The 25510-nt window shown below is 62.3% G+C and carries 22 protein-coding genes; 10 read left to right on the top strand and 12 right to left on the bottom strand.

Annotated features, from left to right (window positions below; all coding sequences use genetic code 11):
- Positions 1 to 76: 76 nt before the first annotated feature.
- On the bottom strand, positions 77 to 694 hold the full coding sequence (locus tag KF712_01670) for an HAD family phosphatase (protein MBX3739672.1): 618 nt from the start codon (positions 692 to 694) through the stop codon (positions 77 to 79).
- 162 nt (positions 695 to 856) lie between these two features.
- Between KF712_01670 and KF712_01665 the strand changes: the two genes are divergently transcribed.
- Positions 857 to 3358, top strand: coding sequence for a DUF2156 domain-containing protein (locus KF712_01665; GenBank protein ID MBX3739671.1), 2502 nt, complete (start codon positions 857 to 859; stop codon positions 3356 to 3358).
- 36 nt (positions 3359 to 3394) lie between these two features.
- On the top strand, positions 3395 to 3643 hold the full coding sequence (locus KF712_01660; protein ID MBX3739670.1) for a PEP-CTERM sorting domain-containing protein: 249 nt from the start codon (positions 3395 to 3397) through the stop codon (positions 3641 to 3643).
- On the opposite strand, the gene KF712_01655 is transcribed toward KF712_01660, so the two are convergent.
- Positions 3610 to 5004 carry a UTP--glucose-1-phosphate uridylyltransferase gene (locus tag KF712_01655; GenBank protein MBX3739669.1) on the bottom strand — a complete coding sequence of 465 codons (1395 nt, stop codon included), beginning with the start codon at positions 5002 to 5004 and terminating at the stop codon, positions 3610 to 3612. The genes KF712_01660 and KF712_01655 overlap by 34 nt on opposite strands.
- Positions 5005 to 5290: 286 nt before the next feature.
- On the opposite strand from KF712_01655, the gene KF712_01650 reads away from it, so the two are divergent.
- Complete coding sequence (locus KF712_01650; GenBank protein MBX3739668.1) at positions 5291 to 5536, top strand: hypothetical protein; 246 nt, start codon at positions 5291 to 5293, stop codon at positions 5534 to 5536.
- Between the two features lie 27 nt (positions 5537 to 5563).
- On the opposite strand, the gene KF712_01645 is transcribed toward KF712_01650, so the two are convergent.
- The 5 genes from KF712_01645 to KF712_01625 all read right to left on the bottom strand — a co-directional run bounded on the left by KF712_01645 (position 5564) and on the right by KF712_01625 (position 12814).
- Positions 5564 to 6094 (bottom strand): DUF3365 domain-containing protein, encoded by a 531-nt coding sequence (locus KF712_01645; protein MBX3739667.1) that lies wholly within the window; start codon positions 6092 to 6094, stop codon positions 5564 to 5566.
- A 260-nt stretch (positions 6095 to 6354) separates the two neighbouring features.
- Positions 6355 to 7917 carry a response regulator gene (locus KF712_01640; GenBank protein MBX3739666.1) on the bottom strand — a complete coding sequence of 521 codons (1563 nt, stop codon included), beginning with the start codon at positions 7915 to 7917 and terminating at the stop codon, positions 6355 to 6357.
- A gap of 3 nt (positions 7918 to 7920) precedes the next feature.
- A complete protein-coding gene (locus tag KF712_01635; GenBank protein ID MBX3739665.1) occupies positions 7921 to 8526 on the bottom strand; it encodes a chemotaxis protein CheB in 606 nt (201 codons plus the stop codon).
- Positions 8523 to 9359 (bottom strand): protein-glutamate O-methyltransferase CheR, encoded by an 837-nt coding sequence (locus KF712_01630; protein MBX3739664.1) that lies wholly within the window; start codon positions 9357 to 9359, stop codon positions 8523 to 8525. The genes KF712_01635 and KF712_01630 overlap by 4 nt, the downstream gene beginning before the upstream one ends.
- A complete protein-coding gene (locus tag KF712_01625; protein ID MBX3739663.1) occupies positions 9356 to 12814 on the bottom strand; it encodes a response regulator in 3459 nt (1152 codons plus the stop codon). Before KF712_01625 ends, KF712_01630 begins: the two co-directional genes overlap by 4 nt.
- Before the next feature lie 277 nt (positions 12815 to 13091).
- Between KF712_01625 and KF712_01620 the strand changes: the two genes are divergently transcribed.
- Entirely contained in the window at positions 13092 to 13538 is a 447-nt protein-coding gene (locus KF712_01620; protein ID MBX3739662.1) for an NUDIX domain-containing protein, read from the top strand.
- Here the strand turns inward: KF712_01620 and KF712_01615 are convergent.
- Positions 13535 to 14005, bottom strand: a complete 471-nt coding sequence (locus KF712_01615; GenBank protein ID MBX3739661.1) for a hypothetical protein — start codon at positions 14003 to 14005, stop codon at positions 13535 to 13537. The genes KF712_01620 and KF712_01615 overlap by 4 nt on opposite strands.
- 301 nt (positions 14006 to 14306) lie before the next feature.
- Between KF712_01615 and KF712_01610 the strand changes: the two genes are divergently transcribed.
- On the top strand, positions 14307 to 15227 hold the full coding sequence (locus tag KF712_01610; GenBank protein ID MBX3739660.1) for a hypothetical protein: 921 nt from the start codon (positions 14307 to 14309) through the stop codon (positions 15225 to 15227).
- 416 nt (positions 15228 to 15643) lie between these two features.
- Here the strand turns inward: KF712_01610 and pgsA are convergent, their stop codons facing one another.
- Positions 15644 to 16240 (bottom strand): CDP-diacylglycerol--glycerol-3-phosphate 3-phosphatidyltransferase, encoded by a 597-nt coding sequence (gene pgsA / locus KF712_01605; GenBank protein ID MBX3739659.1) that lies wholly within the window; start codon positions 16238 to 16240, stop codon positions 15644 to 15646.
- A 244-nt stretch (positions 16241 to 16484) separates the two neighbouring features.
- Between pgsA and gnd the strand changes: the two genes are divergently transcribed.
- A complete protein-coding gene (gene gnd / locus KF712_01600; GenBank protein ID MBX3739658.1) occupies positions 16485 to 17903 on the top strand; it encodes a decarboxylating NADP(+)-dependent phosphogluconate dehydrogenase in 1419 nt (472 codons plus the stop codon).
- An 85-nt stretch (positions 17904 to 17988) separates the two neighbouring features.
- Here the strand turns inward: gnd and KF712_01595 are convergent, their stop codons facing one another.
- Complete coding sequence (locus tag KF712_01595) at positions 17989 to 18552, bottom strand: hypothetical protein (GenBank protein ID MBX3739657.1); 564 nt, start codon at positions 18550 to 18552, stop codon at positions 17989 to 17991.
- A 184-nt stretch (positions 18553 to 18736) separates the two neighbouring features.
- Between KF712_01595 and pssA the strand changes: the two genes are divergently transcribed.
- The 4 genes from pssA to KF712_01575 all read left to right on the top strand — a co-directional run bounded on the left by pssA (position 18737) and on the right by KF712_01575 (position 22781).
- Positions 18737 to 19684 carry a CDP-diacylglycerol--serine O-phosphatidyltransferase gene (gene pssA, locus KF712_01590; GenBank protein ID MBX3739656.1) on the top strand — a complete coding sequence of 316 codons (948 nt, stop codon included), beginning with the start codon at positions 18737 to 18739 and terminating at the stop codon, positions 19682 to 19684.
- Entirely contained in the window at positions 19681 to 20592 is a 912-nt protein-coding gene (locus KF712_01585) for a hypothetical protein (protein ID MBX3739655.1), read from the top strand. Before pssA ends, KF712_01585 begins: the two co-directional genes overlap by 4 nt.
- Before the next feature lie 103 nt (positions 20593 to 20695).
- Positions 20696 to 21895: a KamA family radical SAM protein gene (locus KF712_01580; protein ID MBX3739654.1), complete on the top strand. Its 1200-nt coding sequence runs from the start codon at positions 20696 to 20698 to the stop codon at positions 21893 to 21895.
- A 94-nt stretch (positions 21896 to 21989) separates the two neighbouring features.
- A complete protein-coding gene (locus KF712_01575; GenBank protein MBX3739653.1) occupies positions 21990 to 22781 on the top strand; it encodes a hypothetical protein in 792 nt (263 codons plus the stop codon).
- Positions 22782 to 22802: 21 nt separating this feature from the next.
- On the opposite strand, the gene KF712_01570 is transcribed toward KF712_01575, so the two are convergent.
- Positions 22803 to 23342 carry a hypothetical protein gene (locus KF712_01570; GenBank protein ID MBX3739652.1) on the bottom strand — a complete coding sequence of 180 codons (540 nt, stop codon included), beginning with the start codon at positions 23340 to 23342 and terminating at the stop codon, positions 22803 to 22805.
- Between the two features lie 222 nt (positions 23343 to 23564).
- Complete coding sequence (locus KF712_01565) at positions 23565 to 25457, bottom strand: protein kinase (protein ID MBX3739651.1); 1893 nt, start codon at positions 25455 to 25457, stop codon at positions 23565 to 23567.
- Positions 25458 to 25510: the final 53 nt, after the last annotated feature.

The following is a 25510-nucleotide window of genomic DNA, read 5'->3' as shown; positions in this document are numbered from 1 at the left end:
TGCCTACCACGCGCAAGGCCGAATCCCGAAAATTTTTGGGATTGCAGCGAATCTCGTGAGGCCTTCGCTACGGACATCACACGTCCACCGAGGACAGCGGGGACGGGATGGCCACCACCTGCATGCCGGCGCGCTGGGCGGCCAGGATGCCGGCGGGCGCGTCTTCCAAGGCAAGGCAGCGTGCCGGATCGACCCCCATGAGCTTCGCCGCACGCAGGAACACATCCGGAGCGGGCTTGCCTTCCGTGACGTCCTCTGCGGTCACGACCTCGTCGAACCAATCGGAAATGCCCACGGCCTTGAGGGTTTTCTCGATCACGTGGCGGGAACCACCGGTTGCAATGGCCATCGGCACCTTGCCACGCAGGGAACGGGCGAAGTCCGCCACTTCCCGGATCAGGCAGACGGAACCCATGCGCTTCAGGAATGCCTCGCGCTTAGCGAGCGCCACGGCCTCCGGGTTCAGCTTCAGGTCATACTCGCTGTTCAGGTCCACTACGATGTCCCTCGTAGGCCGGCCGCCCATGGCGATGAAAACATCTTCCTTGAAAACCCCGCCTGCCCCGTAAAGGGAGAGGGCCTCGCACCAAGCATCGAAATGCGCTGGCATCGAGTCCACCAATGTGCCGTCGCAATCGAAAATCACGGCGTCAAAGCCGTCGGTTGGAAATGAAATCGGACCTACGCTTGTCATGTGCGGCGCACGGCTTAGGGGGCGAAGCCACTAAAGACAAGCTCGACGCTTGAAAAAGCATGATTGATTGTCCAATTAAATGCCAACACTCGTTCGATTAAACGAGGTTTTGCGCCTTCAACAAAGTTCACTTCATCGGAGCGTATCCCTCCCATCAACCATATGAGCAAAAACCCGTTCCGGCTTTTTCTCGTGATCTCCTTGCTGCTGGCCAATTTCTGCCCGGGAGCGATCCATGAGGACAAGCCGCTGGAGTTGTCACGCGGCCCGGGCAAAACCCACCTCTACCGGCAAGCGGAAGTGCCAGCGGGGGTGATCGTCTTCGCCTCCGGGGATGGCGGGTGGACGGACTGGGAACATGAGATGTGCACATGGCTGGCGGAGGCCGGCTGGTGGGTGGCCGGGCTGAACTGCCGCGCCTATGCGGAAAAGCCCTATGACGCGGCTCTGCTGGCGGAGGATTTCAAACGGCTGGCGAAGTCGCCGGACGCTCCGCCCGGCACCCCCGTTTTCTATGGAGGTTGGTCGATGGGGGCGGTGCAGGCGGTGGCAGCCGCAGGCACGGAGCGGCCACCGGACCTGCGGGGACTGCTGTTGTTTTCCTGCGGCTCACGCGGGCGCTACGGTCTGGAACTGAAGGATGAGATCGGCATCGCGCCGACGGGGGAGGGTACGTTCGGTGTCGCCAGCTTCAGCGGGCGGATGGACGGCCTCCGCATCGCCCAGTTCCACGGCGGGGCTGACTTCATTTCCAGTACCGCCTGGATCCGCTCCCTGCGGCAGACCACCGCCCTCTACGAGATCCCCGGCTACAACCACGGCTTCGACGGCCCGGCCCCGGAGTTCCAACCCCAGGTGGCACGGGCACTGGGCTGGCTGCTCGGAAATGACTCGCTCTCCCCGGACACCCCGGGCCGCTCCCTCCCCTTCGGCCTCTCCGGGCTATGGCCTGCGGCCGCCCTCGCCGTCGGTCTGGCGCTGGTTTTCCTGTTTTCACGGAAACACGCCATCCGCCTGCTCGTCGCCGCGGTCCTCATCATCGGCCTCATCAACCTGCTGGAAGCATCGATGCCGAAGTCCGCCGACGTGATCGACTGGATGCAGCAATGGCTGCCGCTGGGCGTCAGCGAGGACAGCCGCCTGATGCTGCTGCTTTCCGGGCTGTCCCTGCTGTTCCTGGCGCGCGGGCTCAGCCGGAGGAAGCGGGTGGCATGGTGGCTGGCGGTGGGCCTGCTGTCCGCGTCCGCCGCGCTCCACCTGGTGAGGGCGTTCGACTGGCACCACTCCGCCGCCGCGCTGGTGCTGCTGTTGCCGCTCATCCGCTGGCGGAAGGAATTCGTCGCTAAGTCGGACGCCCCTTCCGTGCGGCTGGGCCTCATCGTGGCACCGGTGGTTTTCATGGCGCTCGTCGTCTTCGGCACCATCGGCATCCACAATATGGGGGAGTCCGGCAAGCTGCCGGAGCCGATCGACTGGAGCCGCTCCGCCATGGCGTCCTTCACCGCCACGCTGGGGCTGCCGGGCGGTCCCCAGGGCACTGGCGACACCCCGGACCTCGAACGCTTCATGGGCCGCCTGAGGTTCACCGGCATCGCCTGCGGCACGGTCGTCCTGTTGCTCCTGCTCCGTCCGGTGCTGGCCGGGCGGGTGCATGCCTCCAGCCAGGAGGAGCGGGAAAAGGCGGCGGGCATCATCTCACGGCATGGCCGCGACCCGAGCGATCCGTTCACCCTGCTGGACGACAAGCACTACTTCTTCCACTCGTCCGGGGACGGCTTCGTCGCGTTCTCAAACTGGCGTGAGATCGCGGTCGCTCTCGCGGATCCGGTCTGCGCGCCGGAGATCCGGCGGGATCTGGTGGAGGAATTCGTCGCCTACTGCCGCGGCCAGGACTGGACACCGTTGTTCTACGGCACGGGCCACGAGCACCGGCCCATCTATGAACAGGCCGGTCTCATCACCTTCAAGGTGGGCGAAGACGCGCGCATCCCGCTGGCGGAGTTCAGCCTCGCGGGTGGGAAGTTCCAGAACCTCCGCACCGCGCGCAACAAGGCGAAGAAGGAGGGCCTTTCCTTCCGCTGGTATGATCCCCCGCAAGGCGTGGACCACGGGCTGGAGGCGCAGCTCCACCTGCTGTCCGATGCATGGCTGCGGTCGAAGAGCGGCGGGGAGATGACCTTCGACCTCGGTGCGTTCTCGCTGGCGGACATCCGGGAGCGCGGGTGCGCCGTCGTGCTGATGCCGGATGGCAAGGTGGAGTGCTTCGCCACCTGGATCCCGTACGCGCAGAGCACCGGCCGCACGCTGGACCTCATGCGCGGGCGCGGCTCCCCGGGCGGCATCATGGACTTCCTCATCCTGGAAAGCATGGACCACTTCCGGGAAGAGGGCGTCACCGAGATCAGCCTCGGCAATGCCCCTCTGGCGAACACGGAGACGGATCCGGAACAGCTTTCGAGGGAGGAGCGGCGGGTGAAGCTGATCTTCGACCGCTTTGACAAATTCTACCGCTACAAATCCCTCTTCGACTTCAAACGGAAATACCACCCCGCCTGGCAGGGACGGTATCTCGCCTATCCTCCGGGCACCCTGCTCGCCCGCATCGGTCTCGCGGTCGCCGCCGTCCATCTGCCGCGTGGTTTCCGCGGGCTGATCAAATCCTGACCTGCCTGCCACTACCCATGCAATAGCGGCCTCGCCGTGAACTTCGATGAGGGCACGGACTACTCATGGAGGATCGCCACCGCCACCGGTGCGGTCACCGGCCTTTCCGGAGTGGTGATCGACGACAGCGGCACCCTCAGCCTCAGCCTCACGGGGAACAGTGTCTTCCTGAAATACACCTCGATCCCCGAGCCGCACGCCATCCTGCTGGCGTCGCTCGGGCTATCCGGTGCGGCCTTTGCTTGGCGGCGTCAGCCGTCGATGCGCAGGGAGTCGTCCCTGTAGGTTCCGGCGCTGACCGAAACCCGCTCCGGACCGGAGTGGGTGAATTTCACGTCCCCCTCGATGATCACACCGGGTTGGAAGTGGAGCAGGCCCTCCACTCCCAGCGAGCGGCAGTTGAGCAGGCCGGGGACGCCCAGCGGCTCCAGTTGGTCCACCAGCTTGTAGTCGTCGGAAAGCGTGATCACCGGCGGGATGCCGTTCCGCTCCGCGGCAAGGCGCACCTGGCCATTCGAGAGGATCTCGTAAGCGTCCGAACGCAGGGCCAGCAGATCGCTGGTGGTCTTCACCGGGGCAAAGCGGCTGCGAGGAACCTCCACCGCCAGGGAACCTTCGAAGCACTCGATCGCCGCACCCATCGCCACCTCCAGTTGGATGACCGGTGTGGATTTCTTGTCCCGTGGATCCACCGTCTTGCGGTTCTTGATCATCGGCAACGGCAGCACGCCGGCGTCCGCCTCCAGTTGCTCCTTCAGCAGATCCAGGCGCAGCCACAATGAGTTGGTGTTGAAGAAGCGGTGTTCGTCGATGTTCTGGAACGCGTCGATGTCCTCGTCCGGGCACTGCGCCACCTCGCGCAGCAGCAGCCGCCCGTCGCTTTTCCTCACGGCCAGATGGCCGCCCTTGCGGTCCGCCGCCGTCCGCCGCGTGACCTCCATCATGAAAGGTGCGCCGGAGGCCGCGAAGTACTCCAGCAAAGCCGGGTCGAGGATCGCGCCGAGGTTGTCCGAGTTCGAGACGAAGGTATACTTCACGCCCTCCGCCAGCAGGCGGTCCAGCCAGCCACTGCCGACCAGCGCCGGAAAAAGATCGCCATGTCCCGGCGGGCACCATTCCAGTTCCGGGTCCGCCGGCCACTCCACGGGTGCCAGCGTGGCCGCGTCGATCTTGGGGATCTGGTTCTGCATCAGCTCCACCTCGGACGCATCCGCCAGGCCATCGGCCGCGTATCTCTCCAGATGGGCCAGCGTGTCTCCGCTGGTGCTGAAGCTGTTCATCAGCAGCAGGCGCACGTTCGCGCCGCTGGATTTCCGCAGGTCGAGGATCTGCCGCACCATCAGGTCGATGAAGTTCACGCCGTCCCGGATCGGCAGCAGGCTCTTCGGCCCCTGGAGACCCATACCGGTTCCAAGGCCGCCGTTGAGCTTGATGACCACCGCCTGGGAAAGCAGCGCTTTCCCCGCCTCCGTCGCCCGCAGTTCCTCCGAGGACGGAATCCCCTGCGCGGGCTTGATGGAGCTTTCCGGGATCATCCCCGTTTCATCGCGCAGCAGCGCTTCATGGTTCCGCTGGAAGGCCCGGATCGCGGCGTCGCCCATACCCGCTGCCGCCATCTTTGATTGGAATGCGTCGAAATTTCCCATGAATGTGAGGTTCAGCAGCACTGGAGCATCAAGACAAACCCCGGTCACGCCGAAATTCGCGGAGTTTTTTTCAGGAACTCCAAAAATTTCCCACTCCAGCCGCCCTCCGCGGACACCCCTTGTCGTGCGGATGCTCTCCCGTCAAATGTGCCTCAAATTCAATCAATAATAAATCAAACGATTGATTTACAACGTAAAATAACACCACTCACTATCAGCACTTTATATTGTCAATTACGTAATCGCGTAACCCATTACTGTCCGTTTTTGTGCTACTCTCCGCACCATGAGCAGTCACTCAGACCAGCCGCAGCCTCCGGAAGAGGCGATATCCCCGTGCCCGTTCTGTGACACTCTCCCGGAACTGACCGAAGGCACAACCCGTCTCGGCTCCCGCCAAGGTCCATCCGTACGGTGCGCGAACACCGCCTGCGTCGCTTGGAAAACCAATCTCTGCGAGGGAATTTTCGCCACTGCGGGCGAAGCGATCAAGGCTTGGAACAAACTGGCGAAGAAGCTGCGGCCCAGATAGACCACTTGGCACAGCCCGCAACTCCGTTCAAGGAACCTGCTTTGTGGGCAGGAGGGGCATGGAAATCACCACCGCGGCTTTCCTTTCCTCCAGGCTGGTGCGATCCGGCACATGGCATTTCAGGCAGCGGTTTCCCAAGGGAATCACCCCCGCATACCGGTAATAGGCGCCTTCTTTCATCTCATGCGCCTCCGCTCCGGAGGAGATCACCTCCACCGCTTTCTTCTCGAAGGCATCATCCGCCCGGTGATCCACATTCATGGCCTTGGTGTCCACCGCCAGCCATTCGATCTTCACCCCCCAGGTCTTCTCCATCTCCTCGAAGACATCTTCCAGGGATTCCGACGGGATCTTCGATTTCTCCTCTTCCTTGAAAAAATCCCGGTGCATCACCTGCAGGGCGCCGTGCAACACCTCATGAAGCAGTTGGGAGCGTAATTTCGCCTCCTCGACCAATCGCTCCTCCCCAGCGGCGGAGATCCGCCCCGTCAGACCGGCCCAGGAAAGCACCGCCAGCAGGCCGAACCAGTTGCACCATCGCGGGATCAGGGAAATCATATCGCATTACGATACGCTTGGATTCCTCGATTCCTTCCACCGGGTACGTTGACAGCGATGTCCGGAAACGAAAAAACCGGTAGATGAAGCCTCTTGTGGGGGGGAATCACCTACCGATCTTCTTTTCGGGGGGAATTTGTGTTGCCGCACCTGATTGGGGGGGAGTCATGCGCGACAGACGGACCATACCCAAAAACGGCCATGCCGCCATCACGCGATCACGGCAGGGTTATTCACAACCGGCGGTTTTCGGGCGGAAATCAGAACCTCCGCTTCATCAGCGCGCGCAGGTCGCCGGGGTTCACCGGCTTTGTGAGATGCTCGTCAAAGCCAGCCTCGGCGGTCCGTCTGCGGTCCTCCTCGCTCCCCCACCCGCTCAGGGCGACGATCCATGCCCCCGGCCGGATGCTGCGGATCTTCCGCGCCGCTTCATAGCCATCCACCACCGGCATCCCCAGGTCCAGGCACACCAGATCCGGGGCGAATGATTCCGCCGCCTTGATGGCTTGCGCACCGTCATAGGCCACGGCGGTTTCCATCCCCTCCATGATGAAAAACATGTTCAGGATGTCAGCAGTGGCTTTCCCGTCATCCGCGATGAGCACCTTGAGCTTCTGCGGGGATGCGGCGTCCCGCTCCCCTTCCGGATCCTGTCCGTCCACCGCGGCCGCCTTGACCAGCCCCGGGAGGACCACGGTGAATTCGGAACCTTTCCCCTCCCCCTCGCTCCTCAGGGAAATCCCGCCACCGTGCATGTCCACCAGGGACTTCACCAGGGTCAGGCCGATGCCCAGCCCGTCCTTCGCCCCGGCAGCCCCTTGGTCGAAGAGGTCGAAGATGCCCGCCTGGTGCTCCGGCCTGATGCCCTTGCCATTGTCCTTTACGGAAATCTCCAGCTTCCCCTCCGCATCCCGCACCCGCATGCTGATCTCACCGCCGCGCGGGGTGTATTTCGCCGCGTTCGACAGGAGGTTCGCCACCACCTGCGCCAGGCGGTGGGTATCCGCTTCGATCCGCCAACCGGCCGGGGCGTTCACCATGAAAAACCGGTGTTCCATGCGGGTGATGAGCGGCTGCACCGACTCCACCGCGGCATCCACCACCTCCGCCACGGAGATCTCTCCGATACGCAGCTCGATCTTCCCCATGGTGATGCGGGAGACATCCAGCAGGTCATCGATCAGCCGGGCCATCTGGCTGGTCTGCCGTTTCATCATCCCGGCCACCTTCCCGACCAATGCCGTATCGCCGGGGGTTCTCAGGAGAATGTCCACCCCCGTGAGGATGGGGGCGATGGGGTTGCGGAGTTCATGCGCCAGCATCGCCAGGAACTCATCCTTGGTGCGGTCCTCCTTCTCCAGCCGCTCGTTCGTCGCCGCCAGCCGCTCGTTGAGATCCTGGAGCCGGGTCTGGCTTTCCTTCAGATCCTGCCGCTGCCGGGCGAGGTCGTAGAAAATGCCCGCCTTGTTCAGCAGGATCGCGGGGTCGATGGGCTTCAGCAGGAAGTCCACCGCACCCGTCTCATAGCCCTGGATGCGCCGCTGCTGGTCCACGATGCCCGCCGTGAGGAAGATGATGGGCACCGCCTTCGTCCGCTCCGTGCCGCGCATCATTTCCGCCAGCTCGAAACCCGTCATCTCCGGCATCTGCACGTCCACGAAGGCTAGCGCGATCTCATGCACCAACAGCAGTTCCAGCGCTTCCCGTCCGGAACGGGCCTTCAGCAGGGTGAGCCCCTCCTTTTTCAGGATGGCCTCCAGGGCGATGAGATTCGCCTCAAGGTCATCCACCAGCAGAAAGTTGATGTCAGGTTTGGAACTCATATTTCAGGAAAAGGTGCCGCCAGATGGTTTCATGGCGTTGAGGAATGCCGCGATGCCCTCCAGATCCAGCACATGGGCCGCCGGGCACGCGGAGATGGCGGAGGCCGGCATGTTCCGTCCTTCCGCCGTGGATGGGTTCTGGACCAGGGCATATCCACCGGCGGCGGACACCGCCGCCAGGCCCGCGGCCCCGTCCTCGTTCGAGCCGGTGAGGATCACGCCGGTGAGGCCATCCCCGAAGACGGCCGCCGCGGACTCGAACAGCACATCCACCGATGGCCGCGAGTAGTGGACCGGCTCGTCGGATGACAACGCCAGCGTGAAGTCCGGGTTCACCAGCAGGTGGTAGTCCGGCGCGGCGAAGTAGATGGTCCCGGGAACCAGCGGTTCCTTGTCCTCCGCCTCCTTCACCTTCATCATGCAGCGCTCGGAGAAGATCGCGGAAAGCAGGCTGTCCGAGTGGCGGGGCAGATGCACCACCACCATCACCGCGCAGGGAAACCCGGCGGGCAATGTCGGCAGGATGCGGGTGAGCGCCTCGATGGCACCCACGGATGCCCCGATGACCACCGCAGGAAACGGCTCGTTGACCTTTACCTCCGCATTCATTCCCCGCCCTCCTTCTGATAGATCCGCTCATCCCGGTCGAACTCGGAGAACCCCGCCGCATGTGCGGAGAAACGGAGGCTTTCCTTCGAACCGATCCCCAGGAACCCCTTCCTCGACAGCGAATCCTTGAACAAACCGATGGCCCGGTCCTGGAGTTCCCGGTTGAAATAGATCATGACATTCCGGCAGGACACCAATTGCGTCTCCGCGAACACCGCATCGGACACCAGGCTGTGGTCGGAGAACACGGTGCGTTTCCGCAGGCTCTTGTCAAAGATCGCCCGGCCGTAACCGGTGGAGTAGTAGTCGGAAAGGGAGCTGCGCCCGCCGGAGGCCCGGTGGTTCGCGGTGAAAAGGGCCAGCCGGTCCAGTTCATAGACGCCCGCCTGGGCCTTCTCCAGCGCATCCGTGTTGATGTCAGTGGCGTAGAAGATCGTCCGGTCTTCCAGTCCTTCCTCCCGGAAGGTGATGACCAGCGAGTAGAGTTCCTCACCCGAGCTGCAGCCAGCAACCCAGACCTTCAGCGATGGATAGGTCCTCAGATGGGGCAGCACCTTTTCCCGCAAGGCGCGGAAATACGACGGATCCCGGAACATCTCGCTCACCTGGACGGTGAGGAACTGGAGCATCTTCGCCATCATTCCCTCCTCATGGAGGATGAGGTGCTGGAGCTGGGAAAAACTCGACAGGCCGAAGTGCAGGCACGCCTGCCCGAGCCGCCGCCGCAGCGACGCCTCCGAGTAGTCCCGGAAATCATAGTGATACCGCCTGTAGATCGCCTCCAGCAGCAACCCCAGCTCGATCTCCTCGATTTCCGATTCCCTTGATTTCATCGCGGCATCCACACACGCACCAGGGAGAGCAGCTTCTCCACATCCAGCGGCTTGGCCAGGTAGTCATTCGCTCCGGCGGCCAGGCACTGTTCCTGGTCGCTGCGCATCGCCTTCGCTGTCAGGGCGATGATGGGAAGCTTCTTCCACTCCTGACGCCGGCGGATTTCTTTCATCGCGGTGATGCCATCCATTTCCGGCATCATGACATCCATCAGCACCAGATCGACTTTCTTCGAGGGATCCTGGAGGGAGTCAGCCAGCACTTCCAGCGCCTCACGGCCATTCCTGGCGATCTGGACCTTCACCCCGCGGCCTTCCAGCAGGCTGGTCAGCGCGAAGACGTTCCTCACGTCATCCTCCGCGATGAGGACCCTCCTGCCTTCCAGAGCTTCGTCCCGGCTCGTCGCCTTCTCGATGAGCCTGCGCTTCTCCGCAGGCAGTTCCGACACCACCTGGTGCAGGAAGAGGGTCACCTCATCCAGCAGCCGCTCGGGCGACTTCGCCCCTTTGATGATGATGGATTTCGAATACTTCCGCAGCCGCTGTTCCTCTTCGGAACTCAACACCCGGCCGGTATAAACGATGACCGGCGGGAAGGAATACGCATGCTCCATGCTCAGCTTCTCCAGCAGCGCGAAGCCTGAAGCATCCGGCAGGCTGAGGTCCAGCACCATGCAGTCGAAGGTGGAACCGCCAAGCTGCTCCAGGCACTCCGCCGCCGTGCGGGCGCACACCGCCTCGACGTCCCGTGAACCCAGCAGGTCCCTCATGGCGTCCATCTGCACCGGATCATCCTCCACCAGCAGCACGCGGCGGACCTTCTGGCTGATCTTCATCTCCAGCTTCCTGAAAGTCTCCACCAGTTGCTCCCGCTTCACCGGCTTCATCATGTAGCCGACCGCCCCCAAGGAGAGCGCCGTGCGGGTGTAGTCGCTCGCGGAGACCACGTGAACGGGGATGTGGCGCGTGTTCGGATCGCTTTTCAACTGTTCCAGCACGATGAGGCCGCTGTTGTCCGGCAGGCCGACGTCCAGGACGATGGCGTTTGGAATGAACCGCTTCGCCAGCCGCAGCGCTTCCTCCGCGCTGGTGGCGACCAGGCACTCGAAACTCATCTCACGCGCCAGATCATAGACGATCTCGGCGAAGGACTTGTCATCCTCCACCACCAGGATCACCCGTCCCCGGCCACTCAGTGCCTCACGGTCATCCGGCACGGTTCCTTCCGTGATAGGCGGGGCTGCCGGGGCTGCCGGGGCATGCCGCGATGTTTCTTCCAGGAGCCGGTCAAGATCCGGGGCCTTCTCCGCGGGAACAGGTGCGGGAACGGCGCCGGGAGCGGGTGCCTGCCATACCTCCGGCACCAGCAGGGTGAAGGTGCTGCCTTTGCCAACCTCGCTCACGAGGCGCATCTCGCCGCCCAGCAGGCGTGCCAGGTTCCGGGAGATGGAGAGGCCCAGTCCCGTGCCGCCGTATTTCCTGCTCGTTCCCGCATCCCCCTGGAAAAACGGATCGAAAATCGCCCGCCGCTTTTCCGCGGCGATGCCGATGCCGGTGTCGCTCACCTTGAAACTCAGCTGGTTCCTCGGCCCGCGGCCCACACGCAGCACGACTTCCCCCTTCTCGGTGAACTTCAGTGCGTTCGAAAGCAGGTTCTTGAGGATCTGCTCCAGCCTCTGCGGGTCCGTCTCCATCGCCTCCGGCAGGTTGGGGTCCACCTCCACGGTGAGTTTCACCCCCTTTTCGCGGGCGATCGGTTCGAAGATGTCCCTCATGTTTCCGGACACCTCCGCCAGCGTAACCCGCACGGGGGAGATATCCATGTGTCCCGCCTCGATCTTCGAGAGGTCCAGCACGTCGTTGATCAGGTTCAGAAGGTCGTTGCCTGCGGACTCGATGGTGTGCGCGTATTTGACCTGTTCCTCCGTCAGGTTTCCACCCCGGTTCTCCGAAAGCAGCTTCGCCAGGATCAGGGAAGAGTTCAGCGGGGTGCGCAGTTCATGCGACATGTTCGCCAAGAAGTCCGACTTGTAGCGGCTGGCCTGCTCCACTTCCGCAGCCTGGATTTCCAAAGCCACCTTGGAGTCCAGCAGGTCCGCTTTCTGCCTCTCCAGGATCTGGGTCTGTTCCTCCAGTTGGGTGTTGATCTGCTCCATCTCCGTCTGCTGCAGTTCCAGACGGGCCTGGGTCTCCTTCAGCGCGCGCGTCTGCTCATCCAGTTCCTCGTTGGAAACCCGCAGCTCCTCGCTCTGCGTCTGCACTTCCTCACTCTGCCGCTGGGTTTCCTCCAGCAGTTCCTGGAGGTTCTCCCGGTAGAGGGAGGACCTGACGGCCATCCCCACCAGCTCCGATGTCTGGGCGAGGAACTGTTGTTTTTCCTCATTGAGGGGATGAATGAAACCCAGCTCGATCACCGCATTCACGGTGTCATCCACCTTCGCGGGGATCACCAACAGGTGACGCGGCACCCCCTCGCCCAACCCGGAGGTCACGGTGAGGTAGCCTTCCGGGACATCGTCGATGCGTTGCACGGACTTCTCCGCCACCGCACGGCCAAGCAGGCCTTCGCCCGCCTCGAATTTCGAGGGAACGCCGCCTTCCGAGGTACCCACCATCGCCAGGCGCTCGAAGCGGCCCTTGCGGCTGACGAACATGACCCCGGCGTGCGCGTCCACATAGCGGGAGAGGAAATGGAGGACGCCTTCCGCCAGCGGTTCCAGCCGTTGTTCCCCCGCCATGGATGCCCCCAGCTCGATCCTTCCGGCCTGGGACCATTCCTGGCGTCTTCTCTGCTCCTGATGGCGGCGGAGCAACCACATGACCGCATAGGAAAGGACCAGCCCCAGCACCGCGGTGATCACCCCGCTGGCGATCGTCGCCTGGTGCGCCTGCTCCATCTCCGAGATCCGCAGGCCCCGGATCCCCCGCTCCTCCTGCTTCATCAGGGCCAGGTTGTCGCGCAGCCCGTCCATGACGCGCCTGCCCCGGTCCGTGGCCACCACCGCCAGCGCGGACTCGAAGCCGCGCTCCCGCCTGAGCTTGATGGTTTCCTCCAACTCCGTGAACTTGGCGGAAATAAGAACCTCCACCTTTGGCAGGAGATCCCGGTGAACCGGACTACCCGCCGTGACTTTCCGCAACCTCACCAGTTCCGCCTCCACCCCCGTCTGTGCGTTGAAATAGGGCCGGAGGTAATCTTCGTTTCCAGTGATGAGGTATCCCCGCTGGCCGGTTTCCGCGTCCTTCATGAAGGACAGCACACTCTCCAGCGACACGATCACCGTGTGGGTGTTCTCCACGTGGCGCATCCCTTCCCGGAGCGCGACCGTGTTGCGGAACGCGTTGATGCCGCTGAGGAGGAAAAAAACCACCGCTCCCACGAACCCCAGGTAGAGTGGCAGGTTCCCGGTTCGTTTCTTCGTTATAGGGAGGGGGGCGGGCTGGGATAGCGGCATGGTGGCTGGATGGAAAGGCGTGCTGTATGATCGGGGTTCCGGATCCCGAAGATAGGAAACAACAGCCACGAAGTTAGGATTTCACCACAGGGTGTCACAATTCCGCAGTTCCCGTAATTCCGCGTCCCACTGGCGGCATATTGCACTTTTCAGCTCTTTTTCACGACAAAATGTCGCAAATACCCGCTCCGCAAGCCGTGTCCCTCGACACCACCCTCCATCCGCTAATGGAACTTCCCCATCGGTACCGCATGCGGTAGCTGGTAGAAAACGCACCATGTCACCTTATTACCAGCGGCTGCGCGAAACCATCGGCACAGAGTTGCTGCTCATCCCGGCGGTGGCGGCCGTGATCCATGACGATGGCGGCCGGCTACTGCTCCAGGAGAAGCACGATGGCTCGTGGAGCCTGCCAGCGGGTGCGATCGAACCCGGGGAGACACCGGAAGAAGCGGTCATCCGGGAGGTGAGGGAGGAAACCGGACTTTCCTGCACGCAATCCACCGTATTCCGCGTGCTCGGCGGGCCGGAATTCCGCCATACCTATCCGAACGGGGACGAGGTGGAATATGTCATCGTCCTTTTCCGCTGCCGGGTTTCGGAAAACGGCTCCGCACCCACCGATCCCGGTGAAACCCGCAGTCTGGCCTGGTTTACACGGGAGGATTTCCCGGGACTGGCACTGCCCTATGACATGGATCTTCTCTTTCCGGAGGCTCCTTAGCCCACGACACGGAGTTTCCAATCCGCCCCGCGTCTCAAGGTGAAGGTCCGCCGGGTCGCTTTCCCCTTCTCCGCGGAGCCATGCTGCACTTCGACCACCACGTCGCCGTCTTTCGTGATGATCGATTCCACGCGGAACACCGGAGCTTTCCGCATGCGCAGGAAACAGTGCAGCGGCACATCCGGGTGGGAGGCGTTCCACAGCAGCCGTGACGGAGGAAAGTCCCGCTCCAGCGAAAGCGCGTGGAGGACTTCACGCAGCAGCCGCCCGCCATGCTTCCGCACCAGGCGGGACGCCGCCCGCCGACACAGCAGATATTCCATCAATGCGGCCGCCGGGTTCAGCCGGTCCTCCTCCATTTCCGCGATCAGTTCCCGTGCGTTCAGCGCCATCAACGCATGCAGTTCCTCGCGCTCGATCTCGCCACGCTCATACTGGGCAAATATTTCGCTCGGGGTGGGTATCATCCGGGCCCCAATCTCGCCGATTTCCGCCTTATCCACAACCTGTCTCTTTCCGCCAAGGTGCGAAGGGAATCGACCGCGGGGATAAGAATATCCGCATTTCTTAAAATAATGGATCACTCTGATTCAAACATCCGGACGGTTCCGCTTAACAGAAATCCAGTTTTCAAGGGGTGTGGAGGGTATCTTATCAACCTATCTGAAATTTCAGGACCTGCGTATGATTGCGCATAATCACGAATTTCATCTTGCCAGCTTGGTCTGCATCCCTTAAAACACCAATGCTTTCACCCCCCATCCCCCCATGGAACCTACCACGCTTCATCGCGCGGTGGCACTGCTGTTACTCGGATCGATAGTACCACTGTCGGCTCAAAATTTCAGCGAAGCCCCACGCTCAACTGATGTCCGTCCGCTTGGCATCTCCGACCTCGAAGGCCGGGACGCACAACGCTTCAACGGAGTCTCCCTCCCAGGCACCTATGAAGTTCCTGCAACGAAGGCCGCAGCCCATCTGAAGGAAAGCGGCGAAGTCTTCATGACCCAGGACGCCGCGACGCTGGGCTCCAACCATTCCGGCACCGGCAATGTCGAGAACGTGGTGGACCTCTCCACGCTCCGCGAAGCTTCACCATTCCGCAAGGTCGCGGTGGCAGCCGGCACGTCCTCCAGTGAAGCGGCGGCGCAGAGCCTCCCGATGGGACTGGCCCTCCTCTCCGCCACCTACCGCGAGCCCGGCCAGAAGTCCGACCAGGACTGCCCTGCCCTGGGCCTCTCCGTGCAGCAGCGCGTGAAGCTGGAGCCAGCGAGGATCCTTGAGATCGTCGAAACTGAACTCGCCGTGAACCCTTCCTGCGCCTGCGAAGTGGTGAAAGCCGCCCTCACCGCCGCTGGTGCGGACGCCGAACTGACCGCCCAGGTGGTGGAAGTCGCCGCGACCGTCACCCCGGAATCCCTCCGCCTCATCTCCCAGTGCGCCATCGCCGCGGTTCCGGATTCGCTCGCCGCGGTCCAGTCCGTGCTCGCACGCCTGGATCCAGGCAGCGGTGAAAGCGGTTACTCCTCCAAGAGTGCCAAGAGCGCGAAAAGCGGCAAGGAAGTCATCCCGCCGCCTCCCCCACGCGTGATCATCGGCGACCCGCTGGACCGCCCGCGCTACCCCTTCCCCCCTCCCCCCCCGTTCAATCCTCCACCCGTCACCGATGTGGATTGCCGCAACCGGTGAAGCAAGCGGAGTTTGAACGGTTCCCGTCCCTGCGGCGACCAAGCCAATAGGACGGTTCCCCCCGACATCCATGAAAGCCCTGCCAGTCCCCCCGCTGGCAGGGTTTCCATGTTTATGGGGGTGAGGATGACGCGTCGGCTGGCAAGCGTGGAATTTTCTCACATCCCGCAGCCTTGCCCCTTCTATGGCATCCTCCCCGGACGCGGCACGTCATGGAGTGCGGCAGTCTTCCGCCGCCATCAGTCGCGGGAATGGCCTTCCCGAAATGAAGGATGACATCCGCAAGTTGGAGCGTGGTGGCTTCGACCACATCACCCGGCAGGTGACCTTCACCCCCAAAGCGGAGGAGGGCCGCCGCACTCCATGACGCTGGCGCGTCCGTGGCGCTTCCCCCGTGGGTGCTCCCGGCGTTTTCCTCACTTCTTCGCCCGCAGGAGATCCCTGCTGCTCCAGACGTAGTTCCATCCGGAGATCAGGGTGAGCGCGGTGGCGATCCACAGGGACAGGGGCATCACCCATCCTCCTTGTGCCCACGGCTTGGTCAACCATTCGAAGAACCCGAGGAACGGGTTCAGGTCGTCCATGTGGTCCAGCGTCAGCCACACCAGACCGGTGATGCAGAAGGTGAGCTGGAACCCGGTTTTCCACTTCCCGAGATTGTCCGCGGCGATGACCTGCCCGGCCTCCACGGCGATCTGGCGCAGGCCGGTGACCAGGAACTCCCGGCCGATGATGAGCGCGGTGACCCATACCGGGCACAGCTTGTGTTCCGTCAGGAAAACGAAGGCGGCGCTCACCAGGATCTTGTCCGCCAGCGGGTCCATCAGCTTTCCGAGCGGGGTGACGAGTCCCATTTTCCGGGCCAGCCAGCCATCGACGAAATCACTGATCGCCGCGATGACGAACAGCACCAGCCCGATCCCATAGCCCTCCGCGTTGCGGAAGGACACCGCCGCCACAAAGGCCGCTGTCATCACCAGACGGGAGAAAGTGATCGCATTCGGTAAATTCACAGGAGGACTGTGGCGGAACGATTCCACGATGGCAACCCACGGTTGGCACGGCCATGCGCACAAATCCGTGACAGGCTCCGGCGGAGGCAGACAGGAGACAAGGACGGCCTCCCTCTTTCCCACCCCATTTCCGCCATTCATCCCCCGGATGGAAGAAATGCATGCAAGAAAGCCAACAAGAGGTTGCGCCCCGCCGCCGGGTTGCCTACACCGTCCCCCGCCAACCGCATATCTGGCACATTATATGAGCAACAGCGACTTCGGACTCATTGGTCTGGCCGTTATGGGTCAGAATCTCGTTCTCAACGTGGAATCCCGCGGATTCCAGGTTTCCGTCTATAACCGGACCACTTCCGTCACCGACGAGTTCGTTGCGAAGCACCCGGACAAAAAACTGGTCGGCGAGCACACGCTGGAAGGTTTCGTCAACTCCCTGGCCTCCCCGCGCAAGATCATGATCATGGTCAAAGCCGGTGGTCCGGTCGATGCCGTCATCGAATCCCTCATCCCTCTCCTTGCTCCTGGTGACATCGTCATCGACGGAGGCAACTCCCTCTACACCGACACCGAGCGCCGCGACAAATGGCTGGGTGACCTCGGCTTCCGCTTCATCGGCGCCGGCGTTTCCGGTGGTGAGGAAGGCGCTCGCAAAGGCCCGTCCATCATGCCGGGCGGCCCGCTTTCCACCTGGGAAGTGATGAAGCCGATCTTCGAATCCATCGCCGCTGTCGCCGAAGGCGAGCCATGCGTCACCCACATCGGCCCAGGCGGTGCCGGTCACTACGTGAAGATGATCCACAACGGCATCGAGTACGGTGACATGCAGCTCATCTGTGAGGCCTACAACATCTTCAAGGCCGCAGGCTTCACCTCCGCGGAGCTGGAGCAGGTCTTCACCGACTGGAACGCTGGCGACCTGGAGTCCTACCTGATCCAGATCACCTCGAAGATCTTCGGCCAGAAGGACCCGGAAACCGGCAAGCCTCTCGTCGAGCTGATCCTGGACACCGCCGGCCAGAAGGGCACCGGCAAGTGGACGATCATGAACGCGGTGGAAAACGCCGTCGTCATCTCCACCATCAACGCCGCCGTGGAGGCCCGCATCCTTTCCTCCATGAAAGACGCGCGCGTGGAGGCTTCCGCCATCCTCGAAGGACCGAAGGCCGAGATCTCCGCCGAGAAGGCCGAGCTGGTGAAAAAGGTGCACGACGCGTTGTTCGCCTCCAAGATCATCTCCTACGCACAGGGCCTCGACCTGATCGCCACCATGGGCAAGGAGAAGGGCTGGAACCTGGACCTTGGCAAGATCGCCGCCATCTGGCGCGGGGGTTGCATCATCCGCGCCCGCTTCCTCAACGACATCACGGACGCCTACCGCTCCAACCCGGAGCTGAGCAACCTGATGCTCGCACCGTTCTTCACGAAGCTGCTCAACGAATTCCAGCAGAACTGGCGTGAAGTCATCGCCCAGGCCACGCTGGCCGGCATCCCGGTGCCAGCGTTCAGCGCCTCCCTCGGCTACTATGACAGCTACCGCAGCGCGGTCCTGCCAGCAAACCTGCTGCAGGCCCAGCGCGACTTCTTCGGCGCGCACACCTATGAGCGCACGGACAAGCCACGCGGTGTCTTCGCCCACACCGAGTGGCCGGAAGTCATCGGCTGATGCCCCGCTGGGAGCGCTGGTCTTCAGACCGGCATCTTCCCTCTTCCAAAAACGGCTGCCTCTCACGGAGGCGGCCGTTTTTTTGTCACTCCATCTCCAGCCGGTAGCGCTGCACGGAGGTATCCACCTCCCTGCTCCAGGCGTCGATGCCGCCCTGCAGACCGTAGGTTTCCTTCATGGCGTGGCCGCGGAACCATGCCACCTGGTCGAGCACGCTCCGGCCCATATGGTCATAGATGACGATGACCGTCTCCGGCGGCAGCGAAAAGAACTGCTGCTGGCTCTCCTGGGTGAAAAACGCGGACCCGGCAATGGCGACGGCTTCGTGTTCCTCGCGCGTCCTTACGTCCACCACGACGATCTTTTCCCCGGCATCCAGACGGCTTTTCAGATCCGGCGGGGAAATGAGCATCTCCGCATCATGCTCATGGCTGGACAGCAGATGGGCCAGCACCTCGTCCGGATCGATCTCCGAGCGGACCGCCAATTCAGCCAAGGTTTCCGTGTCGGAAAACGCGCAGCTCGAACAGCCGCCCAGGTGATAGCGGGCGAACAGCGCCCGCCGGGCACCCGGCAGCGCTTCCATGATTTCACCCATTTTCGTCCCCGGGGACAGCTCCGCCACGCTCATGGGAGGAAGGTAGAACATCGAACATCGAACGTCCAACATCGAACATTGAGATCAAGGTGGATGGGGACGTGACGGCGGATGCACGGCTTTTTGGGTGCTGTGGTCCGGACGAACCTCCCAAAATCTGAAATTCCCTCCGCATTCATCTTTCCTTCGGCGTTCGATGTTGGACGTTCGATGTTCGATGTTCTAGCCTCCCTTCATGCCGAAGTACCGGGACCCGGACGAACCGAAGATCTATTTCCTGCCGAACCTGATGACGGCGGGCAACCTGGCGTGCGGGTTTTTCGCCGTGCTGATGATCTTTTTCGGCATGATCGAGGTGAACCGCGTGGTGGAAATCAAGAAAGCCGCCGGTGACCTGAAGGACTACTACATGCCGGGATCCGAGTATTTCCAGATTTCCAAGAAATACTACGAATACGCCATCCTGCTCATTTTCGGCTCCTGTCTCTTCGACCTGCTGGACGGCCGCCTCGCCCGCCTGGGGGGCCAGGACTCCCCGTTCGGCCGGGAGTTCGACTCGCTGGCGGACATCGTTTCATTCGGCATGGCCCCGGCCATGTTGGTCAGCAAGGCGGTGCTGTTCTCCCTGCCGTCGAACATCGGCTGGATCCTCGCCTTCGTCTACCTGCTGTGCGGAGCCATGCGGCTGGCGCGCTTCAACTGCCTGGCGGCGCTGCCTAAAAAGCCGAACGCCTCCACGGACTTCCGCGGCATCCCCATCCCGATGGCGGCGGGTTTCATCGCCTCCCTCACCTTCCTCATCATCGACATCTACCGCACGGACCGCGACCTCGGCTTCTGGAAATACGCGCTGGCTGCCGCCATGCTGGGGCTGTCCGCCCTGATGATCAGCGACGTGCGCTACCCCAGCTTCAAGAAAGTGGACCTCCGCACCCGCAGCACCCTGTGGGCCATCGTCATCGCGGCGGTCGTCGTGGTCATCACGGTGAAGTTCCGCTACGTCATGCCGGTGGTGCTGTTCAGCGTCTATCTGCTCTACGGGCTGATCCGCCCGCTCATCTCCCAGCGTCTCAGGAAAGAAATCGAAGTGGAACTGGAGCCTGATCCGGAGACCGATGAAAATCCGGCGACGATCAACACCAGCGAAACCATCCCTGCGGAATCCCCTGAAAGGACGCGATGACCGCCGAAAAGCCCCGCCGCCGCTGGACGCCCATCCTGCTGGTCATCATCCCCGTGTGGTTGATCGTCTCCGCCACCGCGGGCATCTGGTTGCTTTTCCGACATGAGAAGAAGGAAGCGGAGAAAGAGCAGGCGCGTTTCGCCCAATCCGTTTCCACCCCTCTGCTGGCGGATGATCTCAAGAAGATCGTGACCGTCATCGGGGAACGGAACCCATCATCGGATGCGGCGGCGGCGAATCTTTCCCGGATGGCCTCGATGATCGAAGGCCTGCTGGGTCCGTCGAACACCGGTTTCGCCGTGAAAAAGCACCGCGGCCCCGCCGCATGGCCCATTCTCCAGGTGACCATCCGCGGAAAGTCGGACGAAGGTCCGGTGTGGGTGGTCACCTCGTACGACAGCCGTCCGGGCAGCAAAGGCGCGGAAGCGAACGCCACCGGTCTGGCCGCCACCTTCGCCGCCGCACAGGCCATGGCATCTGACAAGCCCGACCGTTCCGTTCATTTCGCGTTCGTGCCCCACCTGAATGACCGCGATTCACCGGTGCTGGAGAGCACCACGGTCCTGCGGGACTTGATGCGGGAGACTCCTCCTTCCGCCGTTCTCGCCGTGGAGGCCATGGGAGATGCCGAATCCCTCTGGCTGACCTCCCGGAATGTGAACGCCCTCCCCCTCTCCAAAATGGATGACCTCGGAAAGATCGTCGGCGCGGAGGTCGCCTGCCTCGGCGAGGACAGCGACCTGGCCAGCATCCTCTTCGAAATGGATGTGCCTGCGGTCCGCGTGGCCACCCGTGCGATCCTCACTCCGGATGAAGCGGATGACCGTGAACCCTTCGCCCCGACCGTCTCCGGTTCCACCGGGAGGCTGGTGGAACTGATCCGCAGGCTGGCCATCGAAAATAAATGAAGCATCCGCCCCGGTCTGTTATAAAATGACCCGTGCCGGCTCTGAAAAAGTCCGTTGCTTTATTTCGATCATCATCGAACATTAGCCAATTCCGCAGCAATCCATGATGCGACCCACCGACTTCGATCCAGCCTTCATTTCCCATGCGCCCGGCTACTGGACCGGTGAGGACACGGAAAAATGGGACGACTACAAGTGGCAGCTCCGCAACCGGATCAACACGCTGTCCGACCTGGAGTCCCGCATCAACCTGACGGACATCGAGCGGGCGGGCGTGCTGCTGGCCGGGAACAAGCTGGCGATGTCCATCACGCCGCACTTTTTCAACCTGATCGACAAGGACGATCCGGACTGCCCCATCCGCCGCCAGATCATCCCGCGCATCGAGGAAGGCTGGACCGCACCGGAGGAACTGTCCGATCCGTGCGGGGAGGACTCCCACATGCCGGTGCCCGGGCTGGTCCACCGCTATCCGGACCGTGTGCTGTTCCTGGTGACGGACCGCTGCGCGTCCTACTGCCGCTACTGCACCCGCTCCCGCGTGGTGTCCGGCGTGGGTGAGCAGCACCTGGAGATGAATTGGGAAGCCGCGTTCAAGTATCTGGAGGCCCACACGGAGGTGCGGGACGTGCTGCTTTCCGGCGGGGATCCCCTGCTGCTCACCGACAGCATCCTCGACCGGCTGCTGACCCGGCTGCGCTCCATCCCGCACATCCAGTTCGTCCGCATCGGCTCACGCATCCCCATTTTTCTGCCCCAGCGCATCACTCCGGAGCTGTGCGCCATGCTGCGGAAGCATCACCCCCTCTTCATCTCCATCCACACGAACCATCCGCGCGAGCTGACCACGGAGGTGCGCGAGGGCCTCGGCCGTCTGGCGGACGCGGGCATCCCGATGGGGAACCAGAGCGTGCTGCTGCGCGGGGTGAACGACTCCGTGGAAGTGCAGAAAGCGCTCGTCCACAAGCTGCTGATGTGCCGGGTGCGACCGTACTACCTTTACCAGTGCGACCTCATCACCGGCTCCTCCCACCTCCGCACCTCGGTGGCGGAAGGCGTGGCGATCATCGACGGTCTGCGCGGCCACACCACCGGCTACGCCATCCCGCAGTATGTCATCGACGGCCCCGGCGGCGGCGGAAAGATCCCGATCAACCCGAACTACGTCGTGGAGACGGCTCCCGGCAAGGTCACCCTGCGGAACTATGAGGGCGGGATCTTCGAGTATCCGGACCCGACACCCATCGGGGAGTTGATGCTGGAGAAACTCCATGAGAAGGCACTGGGCGGTTACGCATCCTGAAATTCATTGAAAGCTTGCGCAGTCCCCGCACTTTGGCAAAGTGGACCATCCATCTGTCATGCGGATAGATTCCCCATGACAGGAACCCCCTGCCATGAAAACCCCCATCCTCGTCTCCCTTGTCATCGCTGCGGCGCTGCCAGCGGCATCCGCCGCCATCATCTACCAGGATGACTTCAGCGGGACCGCCGCGTCGGCGCTGCAAGGATCGATCCCTGACACGCGCCTCGCCGGCGAAGGAGGTTCGGCCTCCGCGACATGGACGGCCCAGGCATCCATCCTCTTCAACGGCAGCAACGGCGTGAGCCTGGCATCTGAGGCGAACGCGAGCCGGGCGGCTTACCTGCCCTTCACCCCGCAGGTGAATTTCCTTTACGATTACCAGATTTCGATGGCGTTCGCGGAGGTCAACAGCGCGTCCCGCTCCATGCAGATGGGATTCTTTGGCAGTGCCACTCCAGGGGTGACCACCGCCCTCACCTCCTCGAACACGCAAGGTCCGGTGATATTCTTCCGGAACGCCGGCACCTACGTCGCAAGGGGCGCAGGAGGAACCGACATCACGGGCTTCAACGGCAGCGTCCCAGGCGCCGCCGTCACCGCAATCCACACTTTCCGCATCACGCTCGACACCTCCCAGGCCCAATGGGTGATGAGAACCTACTTCGACGGCGTGGAATTCGGTGGAGGCCACACTTTTTCGACCAACCCAACCATCGGCGCGGTGGGCTTTTCGGTGAACGCTTCGAACAACCTCAACGCCGCCGGCACATTTTCGAATTTCAGCCTGTCCGCCACCCCCATTCCGGAGCCTTCGCAACTGGCGTTCCTTTCGCTCTGCTCCGTGCTGCCGGTGATGCGGCGGAGGAGAAGAAGCCACCGCTGAGCGGCGGCGCGGCATCCGGGGTCAGAGGCCTGTCTTGATTTTGTCGGTTTCGCAATCGACGGTCACTCCATCCGCCTGCGCGTTGACGGAGTACACGCTCCCGCTGCCAAATTCGAACTCCAGCGTCTTTCCTTTTTCCACGGTCCGGGTGAAAGGAGGCACCGGCAATCCAGCGATCTGATGCACGGGGGGAGGAACAGCACCGGTCACATGAACCACCAGCGGTTTGTTTCCGGCAACGATCTTGGTCTTGACCTTCTTCCAGCCCGGGTTTCCGAATGCCACGATCCGCGCGGTGACCTGATTCTGTGAAGCGATCCACAACCGGATGTATTCGCGGTCGGCCTCGATCAGATCCTTCGCCTCCAGCCAGACCGACTTGCCATTGTCCTGCCTGACGATCAGAGCCTTGGAGCCGTCCAACAACTTGCTGGAAAGCCTGCCGATGATTTCCTTTCCCGTTCCAAGCTGGGTCCATGTCCGGACTTCACTCTCATCGGCCAGGACGGCGGGGGAAAACAACAGGAAGGAAACAAGCAGCATCTTTATGAACGCGTTCATTGATTTGATGGAGGTATCAGGATTGGAAATGGGCGAAGGAGTGCGTCCCATTCACTGATCACTCGCGGAGCGGTTGCGGATGGTTGGAAAAAAATTCCATATGAGGGGCGGAAAGTGCCCTGGTGGCCGTTTTCCGTGATACAAGCCGGGTGCACAGGAACAAATCCTGCCGGAATGGCAATGGAGGAACAGGAAGCCAAGCTCTCCGCTCCCTATGGATCCTCACCGTCCCCCGACGGCTGGTTCCGTGGAGACGATGGCAACCCGCAGGCCATTCCAATAGCCCGGCATATCATCCGAACTCACCCTGGCAGACCTTGCCGCCCGGCATCGCCACGGGGCATCCCCCCAGGATCCGCCGCGGAATGAATGGACGGTTCCGGACGGAGGACCTGTCGGGTCAGCCCCCTCACGTCCGCCATTTCCCGACCAGTCGGACGTCCATTCGCGGACGTTGCCGTGCATGTCATGTATTCCCCATGCATTGGCCGGATAGCCGGCCACGGGAACGGATCGTATCATGCGGGGCCCCTGGCGGTTGGTTCCGTAGGGTTCATCACCACGGCAGTTCCCTTGCTCTCCGTTGAAAACGTCCCCAAAATGGAAAGCCGTGGTGCTGCCGGCCCTACAGGCATACTCCCACTGGGCACCCGTCGGCAGGGTGGCTTTCCACGAACCTTCCAATCCTCCGGTGATCTCCAATCTGGAGACGAAATCATTCGCGGCATTCCAACTGATGCGGTCCACGGGCAGGTCGTCGCCTTTGAAATGACTGGGATCCTCCCCCGTCACCGCCTTCCACTGAGCCTGCGTGCACTCCGTGCGGGCCATCCAGAATCCCCGGCTGATGCGGACCCTTACCTGTTGTTCATCGGACGTGCGCGTCGCTTCGGTGGGGGGGCTTCCCATCATGAACTCCCCCGCCGGGCAGTAGCAGAATGTCATCGAGCCGCCTCCTGGAAGCGCCAGTTCGAAGATGTCACCGACTTTGTTCCCGGGTCTGGCTTCCGGCACTCCGGAGGCTCCGACCTCCGCAGACGGGACCGGGGCGATGGCGGACGGAACGGCGACTTCCCCACCCGCACCCCTTCCCGTTTTTCCGGCGGGACCCCGGCCGATGGCGATGAAAGCGAGCGCCGCCACCCCCAGGATGCACCCGGCTATTACCAGCGCCTTCCGCTGTTCCCTTTTCCGGGGGAAACATCCCTCCACCGCCTTGCGGATTTCGGCGGTGTTTCCATAACGGCCTGCCGGATCGGTCCTGAGGGCACGGAACACAATCCTGTCGATCCGCTTGTCCGCACGGGATCTGGCGGAAGGGGGAGGCGCATTCACTTGCGGACACTCACCGGTGAGCATCTCATAAAAGGTGACACCCAGAGAATAAACATCGCTCGCCACCGTGGGTGCATCCCCGCGGTGCAACTCAGGAGCCATATAGAAAGGAGTTCCCGGATTGTGGCCGGCGATGGTGAGTGTGTCCCCTTTCCGATCAAGCCGCCCGGCGATACCGAAATCCAACAGCCTGGCGTTGCCCTGCTGATCCACCAGTATGTTTGATGGCTTGATATCCCGATGGATGATTCCCCGGGAGTGCAGGTAGGACAGTGCGTCACAGATCTGGATCATGAGCTCCAGGGTCCTTTTCACGGAGATGCGTTTCAACTGCACCAATTCGTGGATGGTGTGGCCGTCCACGAAGTCCATGACAAAGTAGGCGTTCCCTTCCCCTGTCTGGACAAAGGAATGGATTTTCACGATTCCCGGATGCTCGAGCGGCTTCATGAGTTGGGCTTCCCGCTTGAACCTCGCCATCAACTGTGCGTCCGACGCCGACTTTGGCGGCAGCAGCTTTATCGCGACGATCCCGCCAAAAACAGTGTCGAGAGCCTTATAGACGACCCCCATTCCTCCTTGCCCGAGGATTTCCTCGATGACGTAGGAAGGAAACATCCGCTTCAACTCATCCTCTCCGGGCAGCTCCCAGGGAAAGCCATCGGTCAGTGTCCGGCCCGTCAGGGCATTGCCCAGCAGAGCGGTGATGTTGTTTCCCATCAGCACTCCATCGTCATCGTCCGGGATATCGTCGGGTCCTGCTGGTGGAGAGGGCTGCATATGGCGGAGTATTTGCCTGATAACTCGGAATTACCTCCCCTTTGGTTTGGAGA

The organism is Akkermansiaceae bacterium (genome assembly GCA_019634595.1).
GTDB lineage: Bacteria > Verrucomicrobiota > Verrucomicrobiia > Verrucomicrobiales > Akkermansiaceae > Luteolibacter.
Note: the sequence above shows the minus strand (reverse complement) of the source record. Positions and strands in the feature narration are given on the sequence as shown.

Coding starts and splice junctions, on each gene's coding strand:
- KF712_01670 (MBX3739672.1), bottom strand. CDS start 694: ATGACAAGCGTAGGTCCGATTTCATTTCCAACCGACGGCTTTGACGCC.
- KF712_01615 (MBX3739661.1), bottom strand. CDS start 14,005: ATGATACCCACCCCGAGCGAAATATTTGCCCAGTATGAGCGTGGCGAG.
- KF712_01645 (MBX3739667.1), bottom strand. CDS start 6,094: ATGATTTCCCTGATCCCGCGATGGTGCAACTGGTTCGGCCTGCTGGCG.
- gnd (MBX3739658.1), top strand. CDS start 16,485: ATGAGCAACAGCGACTTCGGACTCATTGGTCTGGCCGTTATGGGTCAG.
- pssA (MBX3739656.1), top strand. CDS start 18,737: ATGCCGAAGTACCGGGACCCGGACGAACCGAAGATCTATTTCCTGCCG.
- KF712_01620 (MBX3739662.1), top strand. CDS start 13,092: ATGTCACCTTATTACCAGCGGCTGCGCGAAACCATCGGCACAGAGTTG.
- KF712_01575 (MBX3739653.1), top strand. CDS start 21,990: ATGAAAACCCCCATCCTCGTCTCCCTTGTCATCGCTGCGGCGCTGCCA.
- KF712_01610 (MBX3739660.1), top strand. CDS start 14,307: ATGGAACCTACCACGCTTCATCGCGCGGTGGCACTGCTGTTACTCGGA.
- KF712_01595 (MBX3739657.1), bottom strand. CDS start 18,552: ATGTTCTACCTTCCTCCCATGAGCGTGGCGGAGCTGTCCCCGGGGACG.
- KF712_01665 (MBX3739671.1), top strand. CDS start 857: ATGAGCAAAAACCCGTTCCGGCTTTTTCTCGTGATCTCCTTGCTGCTG.
- KF712_01570 (MBX3739652.1), bottom strand. CDS start 23,342: ATGAACGCGTTCATAAAGATGCTGCTTGTTTCCTTCCTGTTGTTTTCC.
- KF712_01585 (MBX3739655.1), top strand. CDS start 19,681: ATGACCGCCGAAAAGCCCCGCCGCCGCTGGACGCCCATCCTGCTGGTC.
- KF712_01635 (MBX3739665.1), bottom strand. CDS start 8,526: ATGAATGCGGAGGTAAAGGTCAACGAGCCGTTTCCTGCGGTGGTCATC.
- KF712_01565 (MBX3739651.1), bottom strand. CDS start 25,457: ATGCAGCCCTCTCCACCAGCAGGACCCGACGATATCCCGGACGATGAC.
- KF712_01630 (MBX3739664.1), bottom strand. CDS start 9,359: ATGAAATCAAGGGAATCGGAAATCGAGGAGATCGAGCTGGGGTTGCTG.
- KF712_01650 (MBX3739668.1), top strand. CDS start 5,291: ATGAGCAGTCACTCAGACCAGCCGCAGCCTCCGGAAGAGGCGATATCC.
- KF712_01655 (MBX3739669.1), bottom strand. CDS start 5,004: ATGGGAAATTTCGACGCATTCCAATCAAAGATGGCGGCAGCGGGTATG.
- KF712_01580 (MBX3739654.1), top strand. CDS start 20,696: ATGATGCGACCCACCGACTTCGATCCAGCCTTCATTTCCCATGCGCCC.
- KF712_01625 (MBX3739663.1), bottom strand. CDS start 12,814: ATGCCGCTATCCCAGCCCGCCCCCCTCCCTATAACGAAGAAACGAACC.
- KF712_01640 (MBX3739666.1), bottom strand. CDS start 7,917: ATGAGTTCCAAACCTGACATCAACTTTCTGCTGGTGGATGACCTTGAG.